Origin of the sequence: Streptomyces sp. AC512_CC834 (genome assembly GCF_019049325.1) — a bacterium.
Classification (GTDB): domain Bacteria; phylum Actinomycetota; class Actinomycetes; order Streptomycetales; family Streptomycetaceae; genus Streptomyces.
Window position 1 is genome coordinate 727,357 of the sequence record NZ_JAGMUO010000065.1, and the last position, 21,106, is coordinate 748,462.

19 protein-coding genes are annotated in these 21,106 nt (G+C 73.1%); 1 reads left to right on the forward strand and 18 read right to left on the reverse strand.

Annotated features, from left to right (window positions below; genetic code table 11):
* Window positions 1–43: 43 nt before the first annotated feature.
* From KUM40_RS25480 to KUM40_RS25500, 5 genes are all read right to left on the reverse strand, one after another.
* Window positions 44–811, reverse strand: a complete 768-nt coding sequence (locus KUM40_RS25480; protein WP_217168466.1) for an SDR family NAD(P)-dependent oxidoreductase — start codon at window positions 809–811, stop codon at window positions 44–46.
* 18 nt (window positions 812–829) lie between these two features.
* Window positions 830–1,996 (reverse strand): 3-hydroxy-9,10-secoandrosta-1,3,5(10)-triene-9,17-dione monooxygenase oxygenase subunit, encoded by a 1,167-nt coding sequence (gene hsaA, locus KUM40_RS25485; RefSeq protein ID WP_217168467.1) that lies wholly within the window; start codon window positions 1,994–1,996, stop codon window positions 830–832.
* Between the two features lie 60 nt (window positions 1,997–2,056).
* Entirely contained in the window at window positions 2,057–3,718 is a 1,662-nt protein-coding gene (locus KUM40_RS25490; RefSeq protein WP_217168468.1) for an AMP-binding protein, read from the reverse strand.
* 86 nt (window positions 3,719–3,804) lie between these two features.
* Window positions 3,805–4,599 (reverse strand): SDR family oxidoreductase, encoded by a 795-nt coding sequence (locus KUM40_RS25495; RefSeq protein ID WP_217168469.1) that lies wholly within the window; start codon window positions 4,597–4,599, stop codon window positions 3,805–3,807.
* A gap of 19 nt (window positions 4,600–4,618) precedes the next feature.
* The gene (locus KUM40_RS25500) at window positions 4,619–6,232 is read right to left on the reverse strand and encodes an FAD-dependent oxidoreductase (RefSeq protein WP_217168470.1); all 1,614 of its coding nucleotides are present in this window, start codon (window positions 6,230–6,232) and stop codon (window positions 4,619–4,621) included.
* A gap of 181 nt (window positions 6,233–6,413) precedes the next feature.
* On the opposite strand from KUM40_RS25500, the gene KUM40_RS25505 reads away from it, so the two are divergent.
* Window positions 6,414–7,025 carry a TetR family transcriptional regulator gene (locus tag KUM40_RS25505; protein WP_217168471.1) on the forward strand — a complete coding sequence of 204 codons (612 nt, stop codon included), beginning with the start codon at window positions 6,414–6,416 and terminating at the stop codon, window positions 7,023–7,025.
* 34 nt (window positions 7,026–7,059) lie between these two features.
* On the opposite strand, the gene KUM40_RS25510 is transcribed toward KUM40_RS25505, so the two are convergent.
* The 13 genes from KUM40_RS25510 to KUM40_RS25570 all read right to left on the reverse strand — a co-directional run bounded on the left by KUM40_RS25510 (window position 7,060) and on the right by KUM40_RS25570 (window position 21,098).
* Window positions 7,060–7,992, reverse strand: a complete 933-nt coding sequence (locus KUM40_RS25510) for a 3-oxoacyl-ACP reductase (RefSeq protein WP_217168472.1) — start codon at window positions 7,990–7,992, stop codon at window positions 7,060–7,062.
* A 150-nt stretch (window positions 7,993–8,142) separates the two neighbouring features.
* Window positions 8,143–8,931, reverse strand: coding sequence for a 2-keto-4-pentenoate hydratase (locus KUM40_RS25515; RefSeq protein ID WP_217168473.1), 789 nt, complete (start codon window positions 8,929–8,931; stop codon window positions 8,143–8,145).
* Window positions 8,924–9,793, reverse strand: a complete 870-nt coding sequence (locus KUM40_RS25520; RefSeq protein ID WP_217168474.1) for a MaoC/PaaZ C-terminal domain-containing protein — start codon at window positions 9,791–9,793, stop codon at window positions 8,924–8,926. The genes KUM40_RS25515 and KUM40_RS25520 overlap by 8 nt, the downstream gene beginning before the upstream one ends.
* Window positions 9,790–10,974: a lipid-transfer protein gene (locus tag KUM40_RS25525; RefSeq protein ID WP_217168475.1), complete on the reverse strand. Its 1,185-nt coding sequence runs from the start codon at window positions 10,972–10,974 to the stop codon at window positions 9,790–9,792. The genes KUM40_RS25520 and KUM40_RS25525 overlap by 4 nt, the downstream gene beginning before the upstream one ends.
* Complete coding sequence (locus KUM40_RS25530; protein ID WP_217168476.1) at window positions 10,971–11,426, reverse strand: MaoC family dehydratase; 456 nt, start codon at window positions 11,424–11,426, stop codon at window positions 10,971–10,973. The genes KUM40_RS25525 and KUM40_RS25530 overlap by 4 nt, the downstream gene beginning before the upstream one ends.
* Complete coding sequence (locus tag KUM40_RS25535) at window positions 11,423–12,568, reverse strand: acyl-CoA dehydrogenase family protein (protein WP_217168477.1); 1,146 nt, start codon at window positions 12,566–12,568, stop codon at window positions 11,423–11,425. Before KUM40_RS25535 ends, KUM40_RS25530 begins: the two co-directional genes overlap by 4 nt.
* Window positions 12,568–13,548: a bifunctional MaoC family dehydratase N-terminal/OB-fold nucleic acid binding domain-containing protein gene (locus KUM40_RS25540; protein WP_217168478.1), complete on the reverse strand. Its 981-nt coding sequence runs from the start codon at window positions 13,546–13,548 to the stop codon at window positions 12,568–12,570. Before KUM40_RS25540 ends, KUM40_RS25535 begins: the two co-directional genes overlap by 1 nt.
* Window positions 13,545–14,711, reverse strand: a complete 1,167-nt coding sequence (locus tag KUM40_RS25545) for an acyl-CoA dehydrogenase family protein (protein WP_217168479.1) — start codon at window positions 14,709–14,711, stop codon at window positions 13,545–13,547. The genes KUM40_RS25540 and KUM40_RS25545 overlap by 4 nt, the downstream gene beginning before the upstream one ends.
* Window positions 14,712–14,773: 62 nt before the next feature.
* Window positions 14,774–16,435 (reverse strand): AMP-binding protein, encoded by a 1,662-nt coding sequence (locus KUM40_RS25550; protein WP_217168480.1) that lies wholly within the window; start codon window positions 16,433–16,435, stop codon window positions 14,774–14,776.
* Between the two features lie 130 nt (window positions 16,436–16,565).
* Window positions 16,566–17,339 (reverse strand): SDR family NAD(P)-dependent oxidoreductase, encoded by a 774-nt coding sequence (locus KUM40_RS25555; RefSeq protein ID WP_217168481.1) that lies wholly within the window; start codon window positions 17,337–17,339, stop codon window positions 16,566–16,568.
* Window positions 17,340–17,353: 14 nt separating this feature from the next.
* Window positions 17,354–18,010 (reverse strand): PaaI family thioesterase, encoded by a 657-nt coding sequence (locus KUM40_RS25560; protein WP_217168482.1) that lies wholly within the window; start codon window positions 18,008–18,010, stop codon window positions 17,354–17,356.
* Window positions 18,007–18,900 carry a MaoC/PaaZ C-terminal domain-containing protein gene (locus tag KUM40_RS25565; RefSeq protein ID WP_217168483.1) on the reverse strand — a complete coding sequence of 298 codons (894 nt, stop codon included), beginning with the start codon at window positions 18,898–18,900 and terminating at the stop codon, window positions 18,007–18,009. Before KUM40_RS25565 ends, KUM40_RS25560 begins: the two co-directional genes overlap by 4 nt.
* A 2-nt stretch (window positions 18,901–18,902) precedes the next feature.
* Window positions 18,903–21,098, reverse strand: coding sequence for an acyl-CoA dehydrogenase (locus KUM40_RS25570; RefSeq protein WP_217168484.1), 2,196 nt, complete (start codon window positions 21,096–21,098; stop codon window positions 18,903–18,905).
* Between the last annotated feature and the right edge of the window lie 8 nt (window positions 21,099–21,106).

Genomic DNA, 21,106 nt, shown 5'->3' on the forward strand with positions numbered 1-21,106 from the left:
AGCCCGGGAGAGAGTGGCACGCTCTCTCCCGGGCTTTTGGTGGTCACGGCAGGTCGGGGGTCCAGGCGACGCCGTTGATGTGCGAACCGCCGTCGACGTAGAGCGTGTTGCCGGTGACATAGCGAGCGCCCTCGCTCGCGAGGAACAGCGCCGCCGGGGCGATGTCCTGCTCGGGGTCGCCCATCCGTCCCATGGGGTTCATGGCGCCGGACGCCTTCTCCAGCTCGGGGTTCTCCCGCATCCGTCGCCGAAAGGCCGCGCTCTTGGCGCCGGGGCAGATGGCGTTGACCACGATCCCGGTGGGGGCCCACTCCCGGGCGGCGGTCCGGGTCAGGGTGCGCAGGGCCTCCTTGGCGGCGTTGTACTCCAAAGTGCCCATGTGGGCGTTCACGCCGTTGAGGCTGCACATGTTGACGATCCGGCCCCATCCCCGCTCCTTCATGTGGGGGAAGGCGGCCTGCATCGCCCAGAGCGGTCCGTAGAAGCCGATGCCCAGGCCGCGGGCCAGCATGTCGTCGGTCTTGTTCTCCACCCGCCCCAGTTCACCGGGCGCCCAGGCGTTGTTGACCAGGATGTCGACGCCGCCCCACTCCCGCACGGCGGTGGCGACCATCTCCAGCACCTGTGACTTGTCGCCGACGTCGGTGCGCAAGAAGCGGCCGCCGATCTCGTCGGCCACGGCCCCGCCGGTCTCCTCGTTCACGTCCGCGACCAGCACTGTGGCCCCCTCGGCGGCGAACCGCCGGGCCACTCCGGCGCCGATTCCGTCCCCGCCACCGGTGACGATCGCCACGCGTCCATCGAGCTGCATGATGCTGATGCCTCTCCCTCAGACCAGGTTGTCCTCGACCGTCAGCCCGAAGGCGCCTCGGCCGTACATGGCGAGCGCGCGTTCCACGTCGTTGGCGACGTGCACGCTGCCCGCGTGGGCGTCGCGCCAGGCACGCTCGATGGGGTTGCCGCGGCGCAGCGCGTTGCCGCCGGCGGTCTTGAAGAGCAGGTCGATCGCGGCGACGGCCCGTTCGGTGCCCCGGACCTGGTCGCGCCGGGTGCGCAGCCGCAGCTCCATGGGGATCTCCTGTTCGACGGCGGCGAGTTCGGACAGCTCGCGCAGGTTCCGGTCCATCTGCAGGACGGTCGCGTCGATGTCGGAGGCGGCACGCGCGATGGCAACCTGGGCGAAGGGGTCCTCGGTGAACCGGCCGCCGCCCAGGCTGAGCCGCACCCGCTCCTTCATCAGCGACACATACGACTCGTAGCCGCCCGACACGGCACCGATCACCGGTGCCGTGATGGCGCTGGTGAAGATCGCGCCGAACGGCAGCCGGTACAGCGGCCCCTTGTTGACCTGTTGTCCCGGCACCTTCAGCCGGGCCTGCTCGTAGTTGCGCAGCACCCGGTGGTCGGGCACGAACGCCGACTCCACGATGATGTCGTTGCTGGCGGTGCCGCGCAGTCCGACCACGTCCCACGCGTCCTCGATGGTGTAGTCGGAGTGGGGCACCAGGACGGTGAGGAAGTCGACCGGCCGTCCCTCGGCGCCGACGACCAGGGCGCCGAGCAGGGCCCACGTGGCGTGCTCGCAGCCGGAGGAGAAGCTCCAGCGGCCGGTGAGCCGGTAGCCGCCGTCGACGGGGGTGAGCCTGCCCACCGGCGCGTACGACGAGGAGACGCGGGTGTCGGGGTCCTCGCCCCAGACGTCGTCCTGTGCCCGGCGCGGGAACAGGCCGAGCTGCCAGGCGTGCACGCCCAGGATCGAGGCGACCCAGCCGGTGGAGCAGCAGACGGCGGAGATCGCCCGTACCACCTGGTAGAAGTCGACCGGGTCACTCTCCAGGCCGCCGTGGCGCACCGGTTGCAGCATGCGGAAGACGCCCGCGTCGGTCAGCTCACGGATCGTGGACTCCGGTATGCGGCGTGCCTCGTCCGCGGCGACGGCCCGCTTGCCGATGCCGGGCAGCAGGGTGCGTACCGACTCCAGAACCTGATGGCCCATGGCCCGTCCTCCAGGCCCTCGCGGGCCGTGTCCGTGCGGTGCGTCGTCGCGCCGCGGCTGTCAGTCGGTCCGCAGCGCGGCCTTGTCGACCTTGCCGGCGGCGTTGCGCGGCAGCGCCTCCAGGACGACGACCTCGCGGGGGACCTTGAAGTTGGCGAGCCGGTCGCGGCACCAGTCGAGCAGGGCGCCGGGGTCGGTTCCGGTGCCGGGCCGGGCCGTCACGTAGGCCCGTCCGACCTCTCCGAGCCGGGTGTCGGCGATCCCGATCACGGCGGCCTCGGCGACGGCGTCGTGCCCGGCGAGCACCTGCTCGATCTCCGCCGGGTAGACGTTGAACCCGCCGACCACGAACATGTCCTTCGAGCGGCCGGTGAGGACCAGGTTGCCGCGCTCGTCGAGATGGCCGACGTCGCCGGTGGTCAGCCAGCCGTCGTCGTCGACGGCCGCCGCGCTCGCCGCCGGGTCGTCCACGTAGCCGAGCATCACGTTGTAGCCGCGGACCAGGATCTCGCCGTCCGCCCCGGCGGGCAGCGGGCGCCGGCCGCCGTCGGTGATCCGTACCTCCACGCCGTCGATGGGGCGGCCCGCGGTCAGCGCCACGGTCTCCGCGTCGTCCTCCGCGCAACAGACACTGACCGTGCCGCAGGACTCGGTGAGCCCGTAGGCGGTGAGCACCTCGGGGAACAGCTCGGCCCGCATCCGCCGCACCAGGGCGACCGGCACCACGGCGGCCCCGGTCACCGCGAGACGCAGCGACGACAGGTCGAAGAGCGCCCGGTCGGGGGCGCCCAGCAGTTCGATGTAGATGGTGGGCGGGCCGGGCAGGACGGTGATCCGTTCGGCCTCGACCGCGCGCAGGGCCCGCTGTACGTCGAAGACGGGCTGCAGCACCATCGCGGCGCCCCGCACCAGGCAGGCGAGTACGCCGGCCTTGTAGCCGAAGCAGTGGAAGAGCGGGTTGACGATCAGGTAGCGGTCGTCGCCGGTGACGCCGGTCCGCGCGCTCCAGGCCCGGTAGGTGGTGAGGTTCTGGCGGTGGGTGGTCAGCGCGCCCTTGGGCCGGCCGGTGGTACCCGAGGTGAAGAGCAGGTCGGAGGGGTCGTCGGGGCGCACGGACGCGGTACGGACGTCGACCTCCTCGTCCGGGAGGTGGGCGCCGTAGGTGAGGAAGTGGTGCCAGGGCAGTGTGCCGGGGCGCTCTTCTTCGTCGTCGAGTCCGTCGTCGAGTCCGTCATCGAGTCCGTCATCGAGCGTGACCACCGCGGCCAGACCCGGCAGGGACGGTACGGGACGCGTCCCGCCCCGGGCTTCGCCCTCCCCGCCGTCGCCGTCGCCGTCGCCGTCCAGCATGGCCAGGTAGTCCTTGCCGAGGAAGCCGTTCTCGACGAACAGCACTCTGGCCGCGCCGCGTTCCAGGAGCCAGCGGGCCTCGGCGCCCTTGTAGCGGGTGTTGACGGGGACCAGCACCGCACCGGCCGAGGTGACGGCGAGCGCGGCGACCACCCAGCGGTGACTGTTGGGCGCCCAGACGGCGACCCGGTCACCGCGTCGCGTGCCGAGGGCGATCAGGGACTTGACAGCGGCCCGCACCTGGTCGCGCAACTGCGTCCAGGTCAGCCGGACGTCACCGTCCACCAGCGCCTCCCCGTGCGGAGCACGGTCGACGGCGAGATCCAGGGCGCCGGGAATCGTCAGTGGTGGCTCGGTCTCGGTCTCTCTCATCTGCTTCTCCGTCGGGGGCGGCGTGCGCGGTCGGGTCGGTGCGGTGCTGCGGTCCGACGGCGCCCGGAAGGGGCGCCGCTCCCCCTTCAGGTGGACGAGGGCAGCAGCCGCCGGGACGCCTCGTGCGCGCCGAGGACCAGTTCGGCGCGGGGGAAGCCGCTGCGCCGCTCGGCGGCCTTCGCGTTGCCGCCGGCGACCAGCACGGGTCCGTCGGCGAGGTGGTCGAGGCCCTCCCGGGCGACGTCGTCCGGTTCGGCGACCCGGAGGCCGGGCAGGTCCATGCGGAGTCCGGCGCGTTCCATCGCGGGGGTCCGGGTCACTCCCAGGACCAGTTCGAGGACGTGCACGTCGTACTCCCGCAGCTCCAGCCACAGGCCCTCGGCGAAGACGCGGCTGAAGGCCTTGGCCGCCGAGTAGACGCCGATCTGCGCCTGGCCCAGGTACCCGGAGAGCGAGCCGACCAGCATGATGCCGCCGCGGCGGCGCTCCTTCATCAGGGCGCCGAAGTGGTGGGTGAGGGCGAGCTGCGCGGTGATGTTCAGGTCCAGGACGCCCTGCACCCGGTCGAGGTCGCCGGTGACGAACTCGTGGCCGTAGGTGTTGGCCCCGGCGTTGAAGATCAGCAGCCCGACCTCGAGGCCGTCGGTGACCGTGCGGATCGCCGCAAGGGCACCGGGGTCGAGCAGGTCGAGGGCGAGGGTGCGCACCTCGACGCCCCGGGCGCGCGCCCGGTCGGCGGTCTCGTGCAGCGGTCCCTGTTTGCGGGCGATCAGGACCAGGTTGATCCCGGCGTCCGCGAGCTGCTCGGCGAACGCGGCGCCGACGCCCTCGGAGCCGCCGGCGACGACCGCCCACGGCCCGTACACGCTCTTGTCGATCATCGAGTACCTCTCTCAGTTCTCAGTCCTGGCCCGACGGTGCCGTGACCGTAGAACGCGCCCCGTCGGTGCCGCCGCCGGGGATCCCACTGGCCGGGAGCGGGAGCGCCATGTCCCGCACGGCCAGCGAGGCGAAGACCATCGCGGTGCCGATGGGGACGCCGGGGCCGGGGTAGACGCGGCCGGTGAAGGAGGCGCTGGTGTTCCCGGCGGCGTACAGGCCGGGGATCGGGTCTCCCGCGTCGTCGAGGACACGGGCATGGACGTCTGTGCGCAGGCCGCCCTTGGTGCCGAGGTCGGAGAGCACGACGCGGGCCGCGTAATAGGGCGGGCGGTCGAGCGGGACCAGGCAGGGGTTGGGGCCCGGGGCGTTGCGGGTGTCGGCGAAGAACCGGTCGTAGGGGTCCTCTCCCCGGTGGTGGTCCTGGTCGGTGCCGTCGGCGGCGTGGCCGTTGAAGCGGGCGACGGTGTCGGTGAGGGCGTCGGCCGGTACGCCGATGAGGTCGGCGAGTTCGGGCAGCGAGTCGGCCCGCGCCCAGGTACCGGCCGCCAGGTGTTCCGCCGGGTCGGCGGGCGGCACGGTGATGGCGGGGAGGGCGCCGCCCGCACGGGAGTCGAAGATCAGGTGGGCGGGCGTCCGCGCGGCGGCGAGGGCGCGGCCCATGCGGTCGTACGGCAGCGACTCGTTGGCGAAGCGCTGCCCGGCGGCGTCCACGACGATCCCGCCGCGCAGGCCGAGGGTGAACGCGGCGGTGCCGTCCGGCCGTTCGGTCCCGGGGCACCACCAGGCCTCGTCCGTGAGGTCGGTGGCGGCGCCGATCCGGACGGCGGCGCGCAGCAGGTCGCCGGTGGTGGCTCCGGGGGGTGCCATGCTCCACGCCGCGGCGCCCGGCACACCGTGCTCGGCGCGCAGCGCCTCGTCGCCCTCGAAGCCGCCCGCGGCCAGCAGCACGCCGTGCCTGGCCCGTACGGTGACCGTGCCGTGCGGGGTCTCGGCCTTGACGCCGGTCACCCGCCCGTTCTCGGTGACCAGGCCCGTGACGCGGTGCTCGGTGCGTACGGTCGCGTTGCCGGTGCGGGTGGCGGCGAGCAGGAGGCGGCCGATCAGGGCACGGCCCTGGGCCAGCGGTCCGTCGGGGTGCCCCTGGCCGGCCCGGTCCCGGTCGACCGCCGGGCGGACCAGGTGCACGAGGTCGCCCAGCTCCTCCTGCGGCAGGGCGAGCGGTATGAAGGACCGTCCGGCGTCCATCCGGCCGGGGGCGGCGACGTAGTCGGGGAAGGCCTGCCACTCGAACGCCACGGCCGGTTCGTTCTCGAGCCGGGCGACCAGTTCGGGCGCGTGCCGCAGGAAGGCCTCCCGGCGGTCCGCCCCGGCGTCGCCGACGAGGGCCCGCAGATAGGTGCAGGCGGCGTCGGTGGAGTCGCCGAGGTCCGCCCGTTCCTGGACCTGGGTGCCGGGCAGCCAGCAGGCCGCCCCGGAGTAGGCGGAGGTGCCGCCGAGCAGTGGTGTCCGTTCCAGTACGACCGTGTCCAGGCCGTCCGCGGCGGCCACCAGCGCCCCGGTCAGCGCTCCCGCGCCGGACCCGACGACGATCACGTCGTGGGTGGCGTCGGTTTCCGCTCGGTCGTTGTGCATGGATGCCCCTCCTGCGGGTCGGTGGTGTGAGACCTCAGCAGACCGTGTCCGGGGCCGTGGGGCCCGGATCGGTCTCACTGACCGGTACGGAGCCGGGTGGCCCCTGACGTGACGCCCGTGGCCCGCGTATTGTCGAGGGCCGTTGCACAGTCACGTCGCGTCGAGTCCCGGGAGGGAGAGCGTGCCCAGAATCGCCGAGGCCAGGGCGGGGGCCGAGCCCAGTTCGCCCCGGCAGCACGCACGCCGGCGGAACATCCTGCGGGCTGCGGCGGACATCGCCGCCGAGACGGGTCTCGAGCGCGTGCAGATGCACGAAGTGGCCAGGTCCGCGGGGGTGGCGATCGGCACCCTGTACCGGTACTTCCCCTCGAAGACGCACCTGTTCACGGCCGTGATGGCCGACCAGATCGAGGGGCTCGGCGCACGGCTGGCGGACCGGACCGCGCACGAGTCGCCCGAGGCGACCGTCTTCGCGACGCTGGCCGGCGCCACCCGCAGTCTGCTGCGCCGGCCCGCGCTCGCCACCGCGATGATCCAGTCGGCGAACGTCGCCCGTGCCTCGACCGTTCCCGACCTGGCGCGGGTGGACACGGGCTTCCTCGACCTGCTGCTGCGGGCCTGGGGCGTCGAGGATCCCACGGAAGACCATGTCGCCCGGCTGCGGCTGCTGACCCTGCTCTGGTACGGCGTCCTGCAGTCCCGGCTCAACGAGCGGATCACCCCGGAGGAGGCCGACGCCGACCTGCGGATGGCCTGCCGGCTGCTGCTCGCCCCCGGGGCGGACGGGGTCTGACGGACCGGGTCCATCAGGCGGGTGCGGGGCGGGTTCAGCCCGCCGGAGTCTGCTGTGTGCCCGTGGTGTCGAGCGCGGCGACGCTGTACGCGGCGTAGTTGCGGTGCTGGTCGCGGCCGCTGAAGTACGGCGTCATCTGGGCGTCGAGCTCCTCGGGGCTGAAGGTGCCGTCGGCCGCGGTGAACTTGTGCTCCACCGTGGGCGGTGCGAGCAGCGCGACCATGTCGCCGTAGACGACGAAGACCTGCCCGTTGATCTCGTCGGCGGACGGTGAGGCCAGGTGCGTGACCAGGGTGGCGACCCGCTCGGGCGCCATGATGTCGAGGCCGCCCGACGCGTTCACGCCCTCGCCGAAGGAGTCGGCGGTCATGGCGGTGCGGGCGCGCGGGCAGATGGCGTTGGCACGCACCCCGTAACGGGACATGCCCTGGGCGGTGGCCAGGGTGAGCGCGGTGATCCCGGCCTTGGCCGCGGAGTAGTTCGGCTGGCCGGGGGCGCCGAACAGGAAGGCCTCGGACGAGGTGTTCACGACCCGGCCGTAGACGGGGCCGCCGGACGCCTTGGAGGCGGCCCGCCAGTGCACGGCGGCGGCACGGGAGAGACCGGCGTGGCCCTTGAGGTGGACGCGGATGACGTCGTCCCAGTCGGACTCGGACAGGTTGAACAGCATCCGGTCGCGCAGCACGCCCGCGTTGTTGACGACGACGTCGAGGCCGCCGAAGGTCTCCACGGCGACCCCCACCAGACGCTCGCCCATGGACCAGTCACCGACGTCACCGGTCACCGCGACCGCTTCCGCGCCCATGGCCTTGATCTCGGCGACCACGTCCTCGGCCGCCTGGCCGACGTCGTTGACCACCACGTTGGCGCCGAGGCCCGCGAGGGCGAGCGCCTCGGCCCGGCCGAGTCCCGCGCCGGCACCGGTGACGACGGCGGTACGCCCCTCCAGGGTCTTCGTCGAGCTCATGCTGCTGCCTCTTTCCGTGTTCTGTGTTGTTCCGCGCCGGTCCGTGGTCCGTGGAGCCGACGGCTGTGCCGCTGGACGTGGCGCGAAACTAGTACCGATTCCAGTTTTCGGCCCGGCGCTGTCCCGTTGAGTGGGCGGCCGGCCGAGGGCTCAGACGAAGGAGACCGAGACCGGGCCGAGCCCCTCGAACTCGGCCCGGAACTCGTCCCCGGGCCGCACGTCCACCGCCCGGGTGCACGAACCCGGCAGCACGACGTGTCCGGCCTCCAGGCGCACCCCGTAGGAGGCCACCTTGCGGGCCAGCCAGGCGACCGCCTCGGTCGGGTCGCCGAGCACCGCACTGGTGTTGCCCCGGGCGATCTCCTCGTCGCCCCGGTACAGCACGGCGGCGACGTCGGCCGGGTCCAGGTCGGCCGGGCGCACCCGGGCGGCACCGAGGAGCACGCCGGCGGACGAGGCGTTGTCGGCGATGGTGTCGGCGAGGCCGATCTTCCAGTCCCTGATCCGGCTGTCGATGAGTTCGATACTCGGCACGACGTACTCGGTGGCGGCGAGGACGTCGGCCGTGGTGCACCCTTCACCGGGCAGGCTCCGGCCCAGTACGTACCCGATCTCGACCTCGATCCGGGGGTGGCAGTAGCGGCCGGTGTCGACGGGTGTCCCCTCGGTCAGCACCATGTCCGAGAGCAGGTGGCCGTAGTCGGGCTCGTCCACGCCCATCATCTGCTGCATGACCTCGGAGGAGAGGCCGACCTTGTGCCCGTGGACGGTGACCCCCTCGGCCTTCAGTTGCTCACGGATGTTGAGGAGTTGGATCTCGTACGCGTCGGTGGCGTCGATCTCCGGGTAGCCGACGGTCAGCGGGTCGACCGGAACCCGGTCGCGCTGTGCGGTGCGGAGCAGTTCGGCGGCCTCGGCGCGCCGCGCGGGGTCAAGCATCGGGGGTCTCCTCACGGTTCGGTTCGGCCTGGTCCCGGTCGGGGGCGAAGCGGGCGCGGCCGCCCGAGAGCACCGTACGGTCCTCGTCGGCGGACGCCTCGAAGCGGACACCGGTGTCGTCGCCGGTCCAGCCGCGCAGGGCGAGCAGGTCGCCGGGGAAGACGGGGGCGGCGAACCGGGCCTCCAGTTCCACCAGGTCGGCGGGGTGCGTGCCGAGGGCGTCCGCCAGCGGGAGCAGGGCGGCGGCCAGGGTGCACAGTCCGTGCAGGAACGGCCGGGGCATGCCCGCCGCCTTCGCGGCCTCGGGGTCGATGTGCATGGCGTGCCGGTCGCCGAGCAGCCGGTAGAGCGCAGCCTGCCGGGAGTGCGTGGGCACGGTCAGCCGGTGTTCGGCGGGCCGGTCCGGGCGGCGCGGGGCGGACGGTCCGCGCTCGCCGCCGAATCCCCCGGCGCCGGGGGCGAAGATCGACCAGGTCGCCGTGAAGCGGTCGCAGTCCACCTCCACCTCGAAGACGGCGGCGGAGCCCTTGTCCCACACGTGGGCGACCCGGGCGGACGTCACCAGCTCTCCAGCGCGCTCCAACGGCCGCTTCACCAGCAGGCGTTGGCTGCCGTGGACGGCCGTGGTGACGTCGAAGGCGCCGAGTGTGCCGAGCGCGTCGGGCGCCCACTGGGCGAGGGTCAGCGCGAAGGTGGGCAGTACCCGCAGGCGTTCCTCGTAGACGAGGTCCAGCCGGTCGGCTCCGGCGCCGACCGCGAGGGCGTACAGGATCGCGTCGCGCTCGGTGTAGGAGACGGTGCGCGTGCCGAGGTCGTGGCCCTGCCACGGGGAGGTGGTGGATGCGGTCTCGGTGGTGGTCATCGGTCGTCGGCTCCCAGGATCAGGCCGCTGGTGGGGACTCCGGTGCCGGCGGTCACCAGGACGTTGCCGACACCGTCCGGCTGGTTGACGGAGGTGCCGCGGACCAGCCGGACGCCCTCGGCGATGCCGTTCATGCCGTGCAGATAGGCCTCGCCGAGCTGCCCGCCGTGGGTGTTGAGGGGCAGGCGTCCGCCGACTTCCAGGTGGCCGTCGGCGATGAAGTCCTTCGCCTCGCCCGGCTTGCAGAAGCCCAGTTCCTCGAGCTGGGGCAGGACCAGCGGGGTGAAGTGGTCGTACAGGATCGCCGCGTCGACGTCGTCGGGGCCGAGTCCGCTCTGCCGGTACAACTGCCGCCCGACCAGGCCCATCTCGGGGATGCCGGTGATGGTGGGCCGGTAGTAGCTGGTCATCATGTGCTGGTCGGCGCCGAGTCCCTGGGCGGCGGCGCGGATCAGCGCGGGCGGGTGGGGCAGGTCGCGGGCGCGTTCGGCGGAGACGACGACGAATGCCTGCCCGCCGTCGGTCTCCTGGCAGCAGTCGAGCAGCCGCAGCGGCTCGGCGATCCAGCGGGAGTCGCGGTGGTCCTGAAGGGTGATGGGGCGGCCGTGGAACCAGGCGGCCGGGTTGTTCGCGGCGTGCTTGCGGTCGACGACGGCGACCCGGCCGAAGTCGTCGGTGGTGGCGCCGTACTCGTGGAGGTAGCGCTGGGCGAACATGGCCACCCACTGGGCGGGGGTGCTCAGCCCGAACGGGGTCATCCAGGCGTAGGCGGCCCGGTCGGCGGTGGTGTCCATGGGTCGGGCGGCCTGGCCGAGTCCGTAGCGCTCGCCGGAGCGCTCGTTGAACGCCCGGTAGCAGACGACGACTTCGGCGACGCCGGTGGCGACGGCCATGGCCGCCTGCTGGACCGTGCCGCCGCCGGCGCCGCCGCCGTAGCCGATGCGGGAGAAGAAGGTCAGGTCGCCCATGCCGGTGTTGCGGGCGACGTGGATCTCGGAGTTGGTCTCGGCGGTGAAGGTGACCAGGCCGTCCACGTCCGTGGGCTTCAGCCCGGCGTCGGCGAGGGCGGCGAGCACGGCCTCGCAGGCGAGCTGGAGTTCGCTGCGTCCGGAGTTCTTGGAGAACTCGGTGGCGCCGATGCCGACCACGGCGGCGGCCTGCGAGAGCGAGCCGGCGGTCATGACGTCGCCTCCCCGGGCAGTCGCACGCTCACGGTGCCGGTGACGTGGGCGCCGAGGCTGTTGGTGCCCTTGACGGCGATGTCGACGCCGTGGTCCGCGTCGGACTTCGCGGTGACCGTGCCGGTGAGCACCATGGTGTCGCCGGGGTGGTTGGGGGCGCCGAGCCGGATGCGGATGGCCTTGACGACGGCGGCGGGTCCGGCCCAGCCGGTGACGTAGCGGTCGACCAGGCCGTTGCTGGTCAGGATGTTCATGAAGACGTCCTTGGAGCCGCGCTCGCGGGCGAGTTCGGGGTCGTGGTGCACGTCCTGGTAGTCGCGGCTCGCCAGCGCCGTGGCGACGATCAGGGTGCGCGTCACCGGGATCGCCAGGTCGGGGAGCACGTCGCCGACGGCCACCTCGCCGTAGGCGCGGGTGGCGGGGACGGCGGGGCTGTCCGGCGGCCGGATCATGAGGCCACCGCCCCGCCGGTCAGCAGGGCGCCGAGGCGCTCCAGGTCGGCGCCCGCGCCGCCCAGGGTGGTGGAGATCTGCTTGCCCCACAGGAAGTGGCGGTGCACCGGGTAGTCGATGTCGACGCCGATGCCTCCGTGCACGTGCTGGATCCGGTGGACGGTGTTCAGACCGGCCTCGGTGGCCCACCACTTGGCGACCAGGGCGGCCCGGTCGGCGTCCGCCGCGTCGAACGGCTCGGCCAGCGCGTCCACCGCCTGCCACGCCGTGACCCGCATCGCGTCGATGTCGATGTAGCAGTCGGCGAGTTGGTGCTGCACGGCCTGGAAGGTGGCCAGCGGGCGGTCGAACTGCAGGCGTTCGCGCAGGTGGTCGGCGGCGTACCGCAGCGCGCCGTCGGCCACGCCCACCTGGACGGCGGCGAGGGCGACGAAGGAGTGGCGGACCACTTCGGCGACGGTGCCGTCACCGGGTGTGCCGACGGGTTCGGCCGGTGTCCCGTCGAGGGTGAGGTGACCGCTCATGTCGTGCGTGGTGGTCTCGGCGGACTCCCAGGTCGTTCCGGGCGCGTCCGCGGCGACCAGGAACAGACCGGGGCCCGCGTCCGTGGTCGCGGCGACCAGGACGTGCCGGGCACCGTCCGGCGACGGTACGACGGCCTTGGTGCCGGTCAGCCGCCAGCTCGGGGCGTCCTGCACGCCGCCCTGTGCCGTGCCGACCGCCACCGCCGTCGTCCGGGGCGTGAGCGGGTCGGCGGGGCCGAACTCCTCCAGGGCGACGGTCGGCCGTCCCTCGCCGCCCGCGAGGGACGGCAGCAGCTCCGCCCGCTGTCGCGCGGTGCCGTGCGCGGCGACGGCGAGGCCGCCGACCAGGGCCGGCCACAGCGGGACCGGCGCCACCCTGCGGCCCTGCTCCTCCAGGAGGACGCAGAGTCCCGCCATGCCGAGGCCCGCGCCGCCGTCCTGTTCCGGCAGTACGGCGCCGAGCAGTCCGGCCGAGGCCAGGTCGGCCCACAGGCGGGTGTCGGTCCGGTCGGGCGAGGTCTCCACCTCGCGCAGCCGCTCGGGCGTGGCGCGGTCGGTGAAGATCTCCCGCGCCAGGTCACGGACCGCTTCGAGCTCTTCTCCCAGGGAGAAATCCATCAGGGCGCCTCCGTCGGGGCGGGCCGGAACACCGGCAGGGTCAGATCGGGGTCGGCGTCGAGCCAGTCGAGGACGACGGGCATGTCGATCGCGACGTCCTCGGGCGCGACACCGGTCAGGTCGGTGATGAGGCGGGTGCCTTCGGCGAGTTCGACGACCGCGACGACCAGCGGGAAGTCGAAGGCCGGGTGCCGGGGGTGGTGGTTGACGACGTAGCTGTAGACGTGACCGCGGCCGGAGGCCTCGACGGTGTCCCACTCGAGCGAGTTGCACTCCGGGCAGCAAGGGCCAGGGGGATGGCGCAGGACGGAGCAGGCGGCGCAGCACTGGATGAGCAGCCGGTGCTGCTTCGCACCGTCGAAGAAGAAGGCGTTGTCCCGGTTGACCGCGGGGCGCGGACGCAGGGCCGGTTCTGGTTTCGGATCGTCGGCCGGGCGGAACCTCAGCGTGCGCCAGCGCTGGGTGGCGACGGTCTCGCCGTGCTGGTCGGTGTACGTCTTGAGGGTGGTGACGAACCTGCCCGTGCCAAGACCGGTCCGCTTCTCCGGCGAGATCGACTCCACGCTCTCGCGGACGGCGACATGGTCACCGGGCTCCAGTTCCCGCAGGAAGGTGAACTCCGAGTCGGTGGCCACCACGGAGGTGTAGCCACCCTCGTCGAGGAGGTCGACCAACTCGTCGAAGCCGTCCCGCGCGGCCTGCGGGGAGACGGTGGCGGCATAGCCGCGCATCGTCCAGGCCTGGATCATCGACGCCGGTGCCACCACTCCCCCACGTCCGGTCGCACGGGCGGCCTCGGCGTCGGTGTAGACGGGGTTGGTGTCGCCCATCGCCTCCGTCCAGTGCCGGATCATCGGCTGGTTGACCGGGTCCTGGGCCGGTGTGGAGGCGCGCAGTTCGCGCCCGGCGAAGGTCTGCAGCCGCTCCTCGTACTTGGCGTCCCCGGTCTCCGGCCGGGTGCCGTCGTCCCGCCCGGTCACGCGCCACGCCCCTTGCGCGGCAGGCCGAGACCCTGGGTGGCGACCATGTCGCGCAGGATCTCGTTGACGCCGCCGCCGAAGGTGTTCACGACGCCCTGCCGGGAGAGCTGTTCGATCTGTCCGGCGAGTGCGGCGCCCGGCGACTCGGGCCGGATGCGCCCCGCGGCGCCGAGGATCTGCGTCAGTGAGCGCTGGACGGCGATGTGGGTCTCGGTACCGTACGCCTTGGCGGCGCCCGCGTCGGCGCCGGTCAGGGTGTCGGCGGCGACGGCGGCGGTCATCTTCCAGTTCATCAGCCGCATCGCCTCCAGCCTGGCGTGGGTGCGGGCGAACTCCTGGCGCACCCAGGGGATCTCGGCCGTGCCGTTCTCCTTCGCCCAGTCGAGGACGCGTTCCCAGAGCTGGATCATGCGGCCGCCGAGGGCGGCGAGGCCGATGCGCTCGTGGTTGAGCTGGGCGGTGATCAGCCGCCAGCCGCCGTCCACCTCGCCCACCACGTCGTCGGCCGGGACCCGTACGCCGCTGTAGTAGGTGGCGGTGACGACCATGCCGCCCACCGTGCGGATGGGGCTCCAACTGAAGCCCTCGTCGGTGGTGGGCACGATGAGGATGGAGATGCCCTTGTGCTTGGGGGCGTCCGGGTCGGTGCGGGCGGCGAGCCACACGTAGTCGGCGGTGTTGGCGCCGCTGGTGAAGATCTTGCTGCCGTCCACGACGAACGAGTCGCCGTCCCGCACGGCCCGGGTGCTGAGCGCGGCCAGGTCGGTGCCGGCCCCGGGCTCGGTGTAGCCGATCGCGAACACGATGTCGCCGGAGAGGATGCCGGGCAGGAACCGCTTCCGGTGCTCCTCGGACCCCTGAGCCATCAGGGTCGGGCCGACCGTGTTGACGGTGACGAACGGGAAGGGCAGGCCGGCCCGCTGGACCTCGTCGAAGAACACGTACTGGTCCTCGACCGGCCGGCCCTGGCCGCCGTACTCGGTGGGCCAGCCGATGCCCAGCCAGCCGTCCGAGCCGAGCCGTTTGACGACCTCGCGGAAGCGGTCGCCGCCGACGCCCTCCTCGCCGACGCGGCGGCGTTCGTCCTCGGGCATCAGGCCCGCGAAGTAGGCCCGCAGTTCCCGCCGCAGCTCGCGGTGCGCGGCGCTCTCACGCAGGTGCATGTGTCGTTCTCCTTGGTGGTCGCCGTCGTCGCCGTCGTAACCGTCATGGCCGTCGTGGCCGCTCAGGGCAGGAAGCGTGCGCGTCCGTTGGCGAGGAACTCGCCGCGCAGCGCGGCCTTGTCGTCGTCGGTCATCGGCCTGTACTCGGGTCCGCCGCGACCCGTCCAGCGGTACACGGGGTCGTCGGTGCGCCAGCCGTCGAGCTGCATCTCCTTCTTGCGCAGCTTGTTGGATCCGGTGGTGGGCAGTGCGTGCGAGACGCGGACGAAGCGGGGTGCGCCCTTGGTTCCCAGGTCCTCCTGGCGGGCCAGGAACCCGGGCAGGTCCAGGTCCGCGAAGCGCGTGCCGTCGGGGATCTCGAGGGCGGCCATGACCTGGTCGCCGGAGCGGGGGTCGGGCACGCCGAAGACGCCGGCGTCGACGACGCCGGGGTGTCTGCGCAGGACGCGTTCGGTGAGCAGCGCGGAGATGTTCTCGCCGTCGACGCGGATCCAGTCCCCCGAGCGGCCCGCGAAGTAGAAGTAGCCCGCCTCGTCCACGTAGCCGAGGTCGCCGGTCCAGTACCAGCCGTGCCGGACGCGTTCGGCGCCTGCGGCCTCGTTCTTCCAGTAGCCCTCGAAGCGGGCGGCGCCCTCGGTGTCGACGATCTCGCCGATGGCCTCCTCCGGGTTGCGCACCCGGCCGTGGACGTCGAGCAGGGCGGGCGGGCAGGTCTCGCGGGTCTTGGGCTGCACGATGCGTACGCCGTCCCGGGCGGGCCTGCCGAGGGCGCCCATCGGCCCGTCGGCCACCCGTTTGAGCATCCCGGCGCCCTCGCTGGACCCGTATCCCTCGACGAGGCGGCAGCCGAACCGGCTCAGGAAGCGGTCCGCGTCCTCCGGCGAGGCCTCGGTGCCGAAGGCGTGGGTCAGCCGGTTGTCGGTGTCGTCCGGTGCCTCGGGGCGCGCCAGGATGTAGCCGATGGCCTTGCCGACGTAGGTGAAGTAGGTGGCGCCGAAGTGGCGGACGTCGGGCAGGAAACCGGACGCGGAGAACTTGCGGGTGAGGGCGATGGTGGCGCCCGCGCTGAGGGCCGGCGCCCACAGCGCCATCAGCGCGTTGCCGTGGAACAGCGGCATCGGGCAGTAGCAGGTGTCGGCGCGGGTGATGTCGTACTTGGCGCTGTTGGCGGCGCCGAGCGCGGCGAGTCTGCCTTGCGAGCAGATCGCCGCCTTGGACGTGCCGGTCGTGCCGGAGGTCAGCAGGAGCAGCATGGTCGTGACGGCGGTGACGTCCGGGGCGGCTTGGGCGGGCCCTCGCCCGGCACGGGTGGCGAGGGCGGTCGCGTACTCCGGGTCGTCGACGACGAGGAAGCGGTCCCGCTTCACGCCGACGTCCAGGCCGTCGAGGAGGTCGAGGCCGGCCCGGTCGGTGATGATCAACTGGCATTCGGTGTGCCGGACCTCGCGTTCGAGTTCGGCGCCGCGCCGGGTCGGGTTGATGCCGACCACGGCCGCGCCGGCGAGGGCGGCGGCGCCGAGCCAGAACACGTACTCGGGCACGTTGTCCAGGAGTACGCCGATGTGGAACGGCCCCTCGGCGCGCAGCTCACCGGCCCAGGCGGCGCGGGCGGCGCTCTCGTCGACCACCTCGCCCCAGGTCCAGGACCGTTCGCGGGTCAGCAGGCCGGGGTGCTCGTCGCCGGCGCGGGCGAGCAACTGGTCGGCAATCGTCTGGTGTGGCAACGTCGGTCCCTTTCACCCGAAGGACGGGCTTCCCGATGTGGGTACGGCGAACTGTGGGTAGGGCGAGATGTCGGTGGTCGTGCGGCGTGCGGGGGTGCCGCGGGTGGCGCACCGCCCTGGGCGACGGCGGTCAGTCGAAGTTGGCCTGGCCGCCGTCCAGCGGCACCGTGGCGCCCGTCAGGTAGCGGGCGTCCGGGCCGCACAGCATCACCACGGCCCGCCCGATGTCCTGCTCGCAGTCGCCGACGTAGCCCAGCGGGATGGAGGCGCAGAACTCGGCGGCCTCCTGCGGATGGGCGTCCTGCCACTTGGCGTAGGCGGGTGACACGGCGTGCGGGGCGATGGCGTTGACGCGGATCCCGTCGCGGCCCCACTCGTTGGCGGCGGCCCTGGTCAGGGTGCGCAGCGCGGTCTTGGCCGCCGCGTAGGCCCCGTAGGTGCCCAGGTCCCAGCGGACCATGGCCGAGGTGACCAGGTTGACGATCACTCCGCCGTTCCGTTTCAGGTACGGATGGGCGGCGTTCATGAAGGCGAACGCCGCGAACGGCCCGCTCTCGAAGCCCTTGCGGAACTGGGCGTCGGTCAGCGACAGGAGAGGTCCGTAGGACCCGGTGTAGGCGTTGTTGACCAGGATGTCGATGCCGCCGAAGCGTTCGGCGACGGCCTCGACCGCACCGGGGATGCGCTCCGTGTCCCGCACGTCGAGAACGAACGGCTCGGCCTCCGCTCCCCTGGCGCGCAGCAGCTCGCAGGTCGCCTCCAGCTTGGCCGCGGTGCGCCCGAGTACGGCGACTCGGGCGCCCTCGGAAGCCAGCGCGAGGGCGATGCCCTGGCCCACTCCCTGACCGGCGCCGCTGATGACGGCGACCTTGCCGTCGAGGTTGCGTACCACGTGTTCGTTCATGGCCCTCTCCCCTCTCAGGTCGGCCGTGGAAGCTGCTTGTTGATGAACAGGCCCTCCGCGGTGACGCAGGTGCGGCCGCCGGCCGAGATCTCGCCGACCGTGCGGATCCGCGGGTCGTCCACCGAGATCTGCCGTCCGGTGACGGTCAGCGGCTCGAACAGCGGGGTGGGCCGCAGGTAGCGCAGGGTCAGCTCCGCGGTCATCCCGGAGGTGCCCGCCCAGTGGTTGGCCACGCCCAGGGTGTGGTCGAGGAGCAGCGCCGAGATGCCTCCGTGCACGTGGCCGGGGGGTCCCTGGTAGGGCAGGTCGAGCGTGACGACGCCCTCGACGGAGCGGTCGTCCCTGCCGTGCAGGGTGAGCGGCGGTGCGACGGCGTTCTCCGGTCCGGTGACGGGGTCGTGGCGGGTGACGCCCTCACCGCGCCACATGTCGACGAGGCGTTCCGGGACGGTGGGTGCCTTCTCGGTGAGCCGGTCGGTGACGGCCTCGATCTCCTTGGCGACCGCGGCCATGTCGACTCCGGTCCCGTCGCCGCTGCGCAGCAGTGCGGTGACCAGGCGGCGGGCGGCGGCGACCGCGGCGTCCACGCCGTCCTGGCGGGGCTTGGCCACGAGGCGGGGGCCGGTGGCCCCGTCCGTGGGCTCTTCGGTCGTGGCGGCGCACTCGGTCATGAGCGCACCGTCGCCGTCGCGTGGGTGAGGACGGGCGCGCCGTCGCGGTCGGGGCAGGCCGCGTGCAGCAGGAGCCGCTCGGTGCCCTCGTCCGCGGGTGTTCCGTCGCGCCACACGGACGTCGTGATCGACTCGCCGGGGACGAGTGGTCCCGCGAAGCGCACGGTGAGACCGGTGAGACGGGTGACGTCGCCGTCGAGCACACCGTCCACCAGGGCCTTGGCGAGCAGGCCGTAGGAGGCGAGGCCGTGCAGGATCGGCTGTTCGAAGCCGGCCGAGCGGGCGAAGGCCGGGTCGGCGTGGAGTGGGTTGAGGTCGCCGTTGAGCCGGTACCACAGGGCCTGTTGGGGCGTGGTGGCGGTGGTGAGCACGGCGTCGGCGGCCCGGTCGGGTGCCGACCACCGCTCCTCGGGGCCGGGTTCTCCGCCGAAGCCGCCCTCGCCGCGCGCCCAGATGTTGGTGGTCGTCGTCCACAGGGGCTCGCCGTCGGGGTCGGTGGCCGCGGACTCGAGCACGACGAGCGCGGCCTTGCCCTTGTCCCACACCTCGGCGACGCGGGAGCGCAGGGTCGCGGTGCCCGAGGCGGGCAGCGGCCGGTGCACCGTGAGGCCCTGGCCGGCGTGGAGTACGGCGCGCAGGTCGACGTCGATGCCGGGCATCTCGACGCCCGACGCCGGCGCCTCACCCGCGGAGATGCCGGTGCCTGCCACCAGGGCGAAGGTGGGCAGCACCGTGAGGCCCTTCTCGTAGGTCAGGTGCAGCTCCGGGTCGGTGGCCGCGGCGGCACCGGCGCCCAGGCTCAGGTGGTACAGGAGGACGTCACGCGTGGTCCAGCCGATCTCGCGGACGCCGGGGTCCGCGTTCAGCGCCTTGTCGCGGTCGATGGGCATGATCAGCCTTTCCGGGGGGTGGGCTCGGGGTCGCGGGGCAGGCCGAGGATGCGCTCACCGATGATGTTCAGTTGCACCTCGGTGGTGCCGCCCGCGATGGACATGCAGCGGGAGTTGAGGAACATCCACATGGTGTCCTGGTGCGGGCCCTCGCCGGTGAGCGCGGCGGTGCCCTCCCAGTCGGCGCAGGCCTCCCAGACCCGCTGCTGGTGTTCGACGCCGAGGAGTTTGGCGATGGACGCCTCCGCGCCGGGCTGCTGTCCGGAGACCGTGCGCAGGGTGGTGCGCAGGCCGAGGAGGGCGCCGGACTGGGCGTCGCAGACGTGGCCGCCGAGGGTGGTGAGGCGTTCGTCGTCCGGGCCGTCCGAGGCCGCGGCCATCTCCAGCAGGGTCTCGGCGCCGGAGCCGACCGAGTCGCTGGAGAGGGCGACGCGTTCGTTGGCGAGGGTGGTGCGGGCGAGCTTCCAGCCGGCGCCGGGCGCGCCGACTAGCAGGTCGTCGGGGACGAACACGTCGTCGAGGAAGACCTCGTTGAACTCGGCGTCCCCGGTGATCTGCCGCAGCGGCCGGACGTCCAGACCGGGGCTGGTCATGTCCAGGAGGAAGTACGAGATGCCCTTGTGCTTGGGCACGTCGGTGTCGGTGCGGGCGAGCAACACACCCCAGTGGGCGTCGCGGGCCATGGACGTCCACACCTTCTGGCCGGTGATCCGCCAGCCGCCGTCCACCTTCTCGGCGCGGGTGGTGAGGGCGGCGAGGTCGGAGCCCGCGCCCGGTTCGCTGAAGAGCTGGCACCAGACGATGTCACCGCGCAGACTCGGGGTGAGGAACCGCTCGCGCTGGGCGTCGTCGCCGTGCGCGATGATCGTGGGCACCACCCAGCCGCCGATGACCATGTCGACGGGGGTGAGATCGGCGGCCTGAAGCTCCTCTGCGATGACGAGCTGGGTCACCGGGTCGGCACCCTTGCCCCAGGGGGCGGGCAGGTGCGGGGCGGTGTAGCCGTGGTCGGCGAGGTGGGTGCGGCGCTCGGCGTCGTCCAGGGCGGCGGCGGTCCGCAGTTCGGCGCGGATGTCCTCGCGTACGGCCTCGGCCTCGGGCGGCAGTTCGACGCCGAGTTTGCGACGGGTGCCGTCGAGGGCGAGGTGGGCGACACGGCGCTGCCAGGCGGCGGTGGGGCCGAGGATCAGGCGCAGGGTCTGGGCGCGGCGCAGCGCGAGGTGCGCGTCGTGTTCCCAGGTGAAGCCGATGCCGCCGAGCACCTGGATGCAGTCCTTGGCGGTGCCGAACGCTGCCTCGACGGCGACCGCACCGGCGACGGCGGCGGCCAGCGCGGCCTCGCCGGGACCGGCGCCGTCGGGTTCGCCCGCGCGGGCCGCGTCCCAGGCGCAGGCACGAGCCTGCTCGGCCTGCGCGAGCATGCGGGCGCAGCGGTGCTTGACCCCCTGGAACTGCCCGACGGGGCGCCCGAACTGCTCCCGGACCCGGGCGTAGTCGCCTGCGGTCGTCACACAGCGGTCGGCGATGCCGGAGGCCTCGGCGGCGAACAGGGTCGCGGCGAGGTCCCGGGGGCGCTCGGGATCGAGTTCGAGGAGGTCGGCGGCCGGTACGGGCACCGAGCGTGCGGTCACCCGCGACGAGCGGCGGGTCAGGTCGTGGCTGCGCACGTCGGTGGTGTCCACGGCGGCGCGGGGCAGCACGAGCCAGGTGGTGCGGCCCCCGTCGGCGGCGGGCAGCACGAACACGTCGGCCAGGTGCCCGCCGACGACGAGTTCGGAGGTGCCGCTGAGCGTGGCCGTGCCGTCGGCGGCACGGGTCAGCGTGAGCGTGCCGGGGGCGAGGCCGACCGCGCCGACGGAGGTCCCGGCCGACAGGGCGGCCAGGTACGTCCGGTGTCCGGCCGCGTGCAGTACGGCGGAGGCGAGCGTCGTCGGCAGGAAGGGGCCCGGCGCCATGACCCGCCCCAGCTCCTCGGTGACGACGGCGAGTTCGACGAGGCCGTACCCGGCGCCGCCCGCCTCCTCCGGCAGGTGCAGCCCGAGCAGGCCCTGCTCGGCGAGACCGCCGAAGCAGTCGGGCAGCGTCTCCTTGTCGGCGTCGGCGGCCGCGCGCAGGACGTCCTCGGTGATGTGCCGGTTCGCGAAGGCGCGTACGGCGTCGCGCAGGTCGCGGTGCTCCTGGGTGAGCCCGATGGTCATGACGGTGC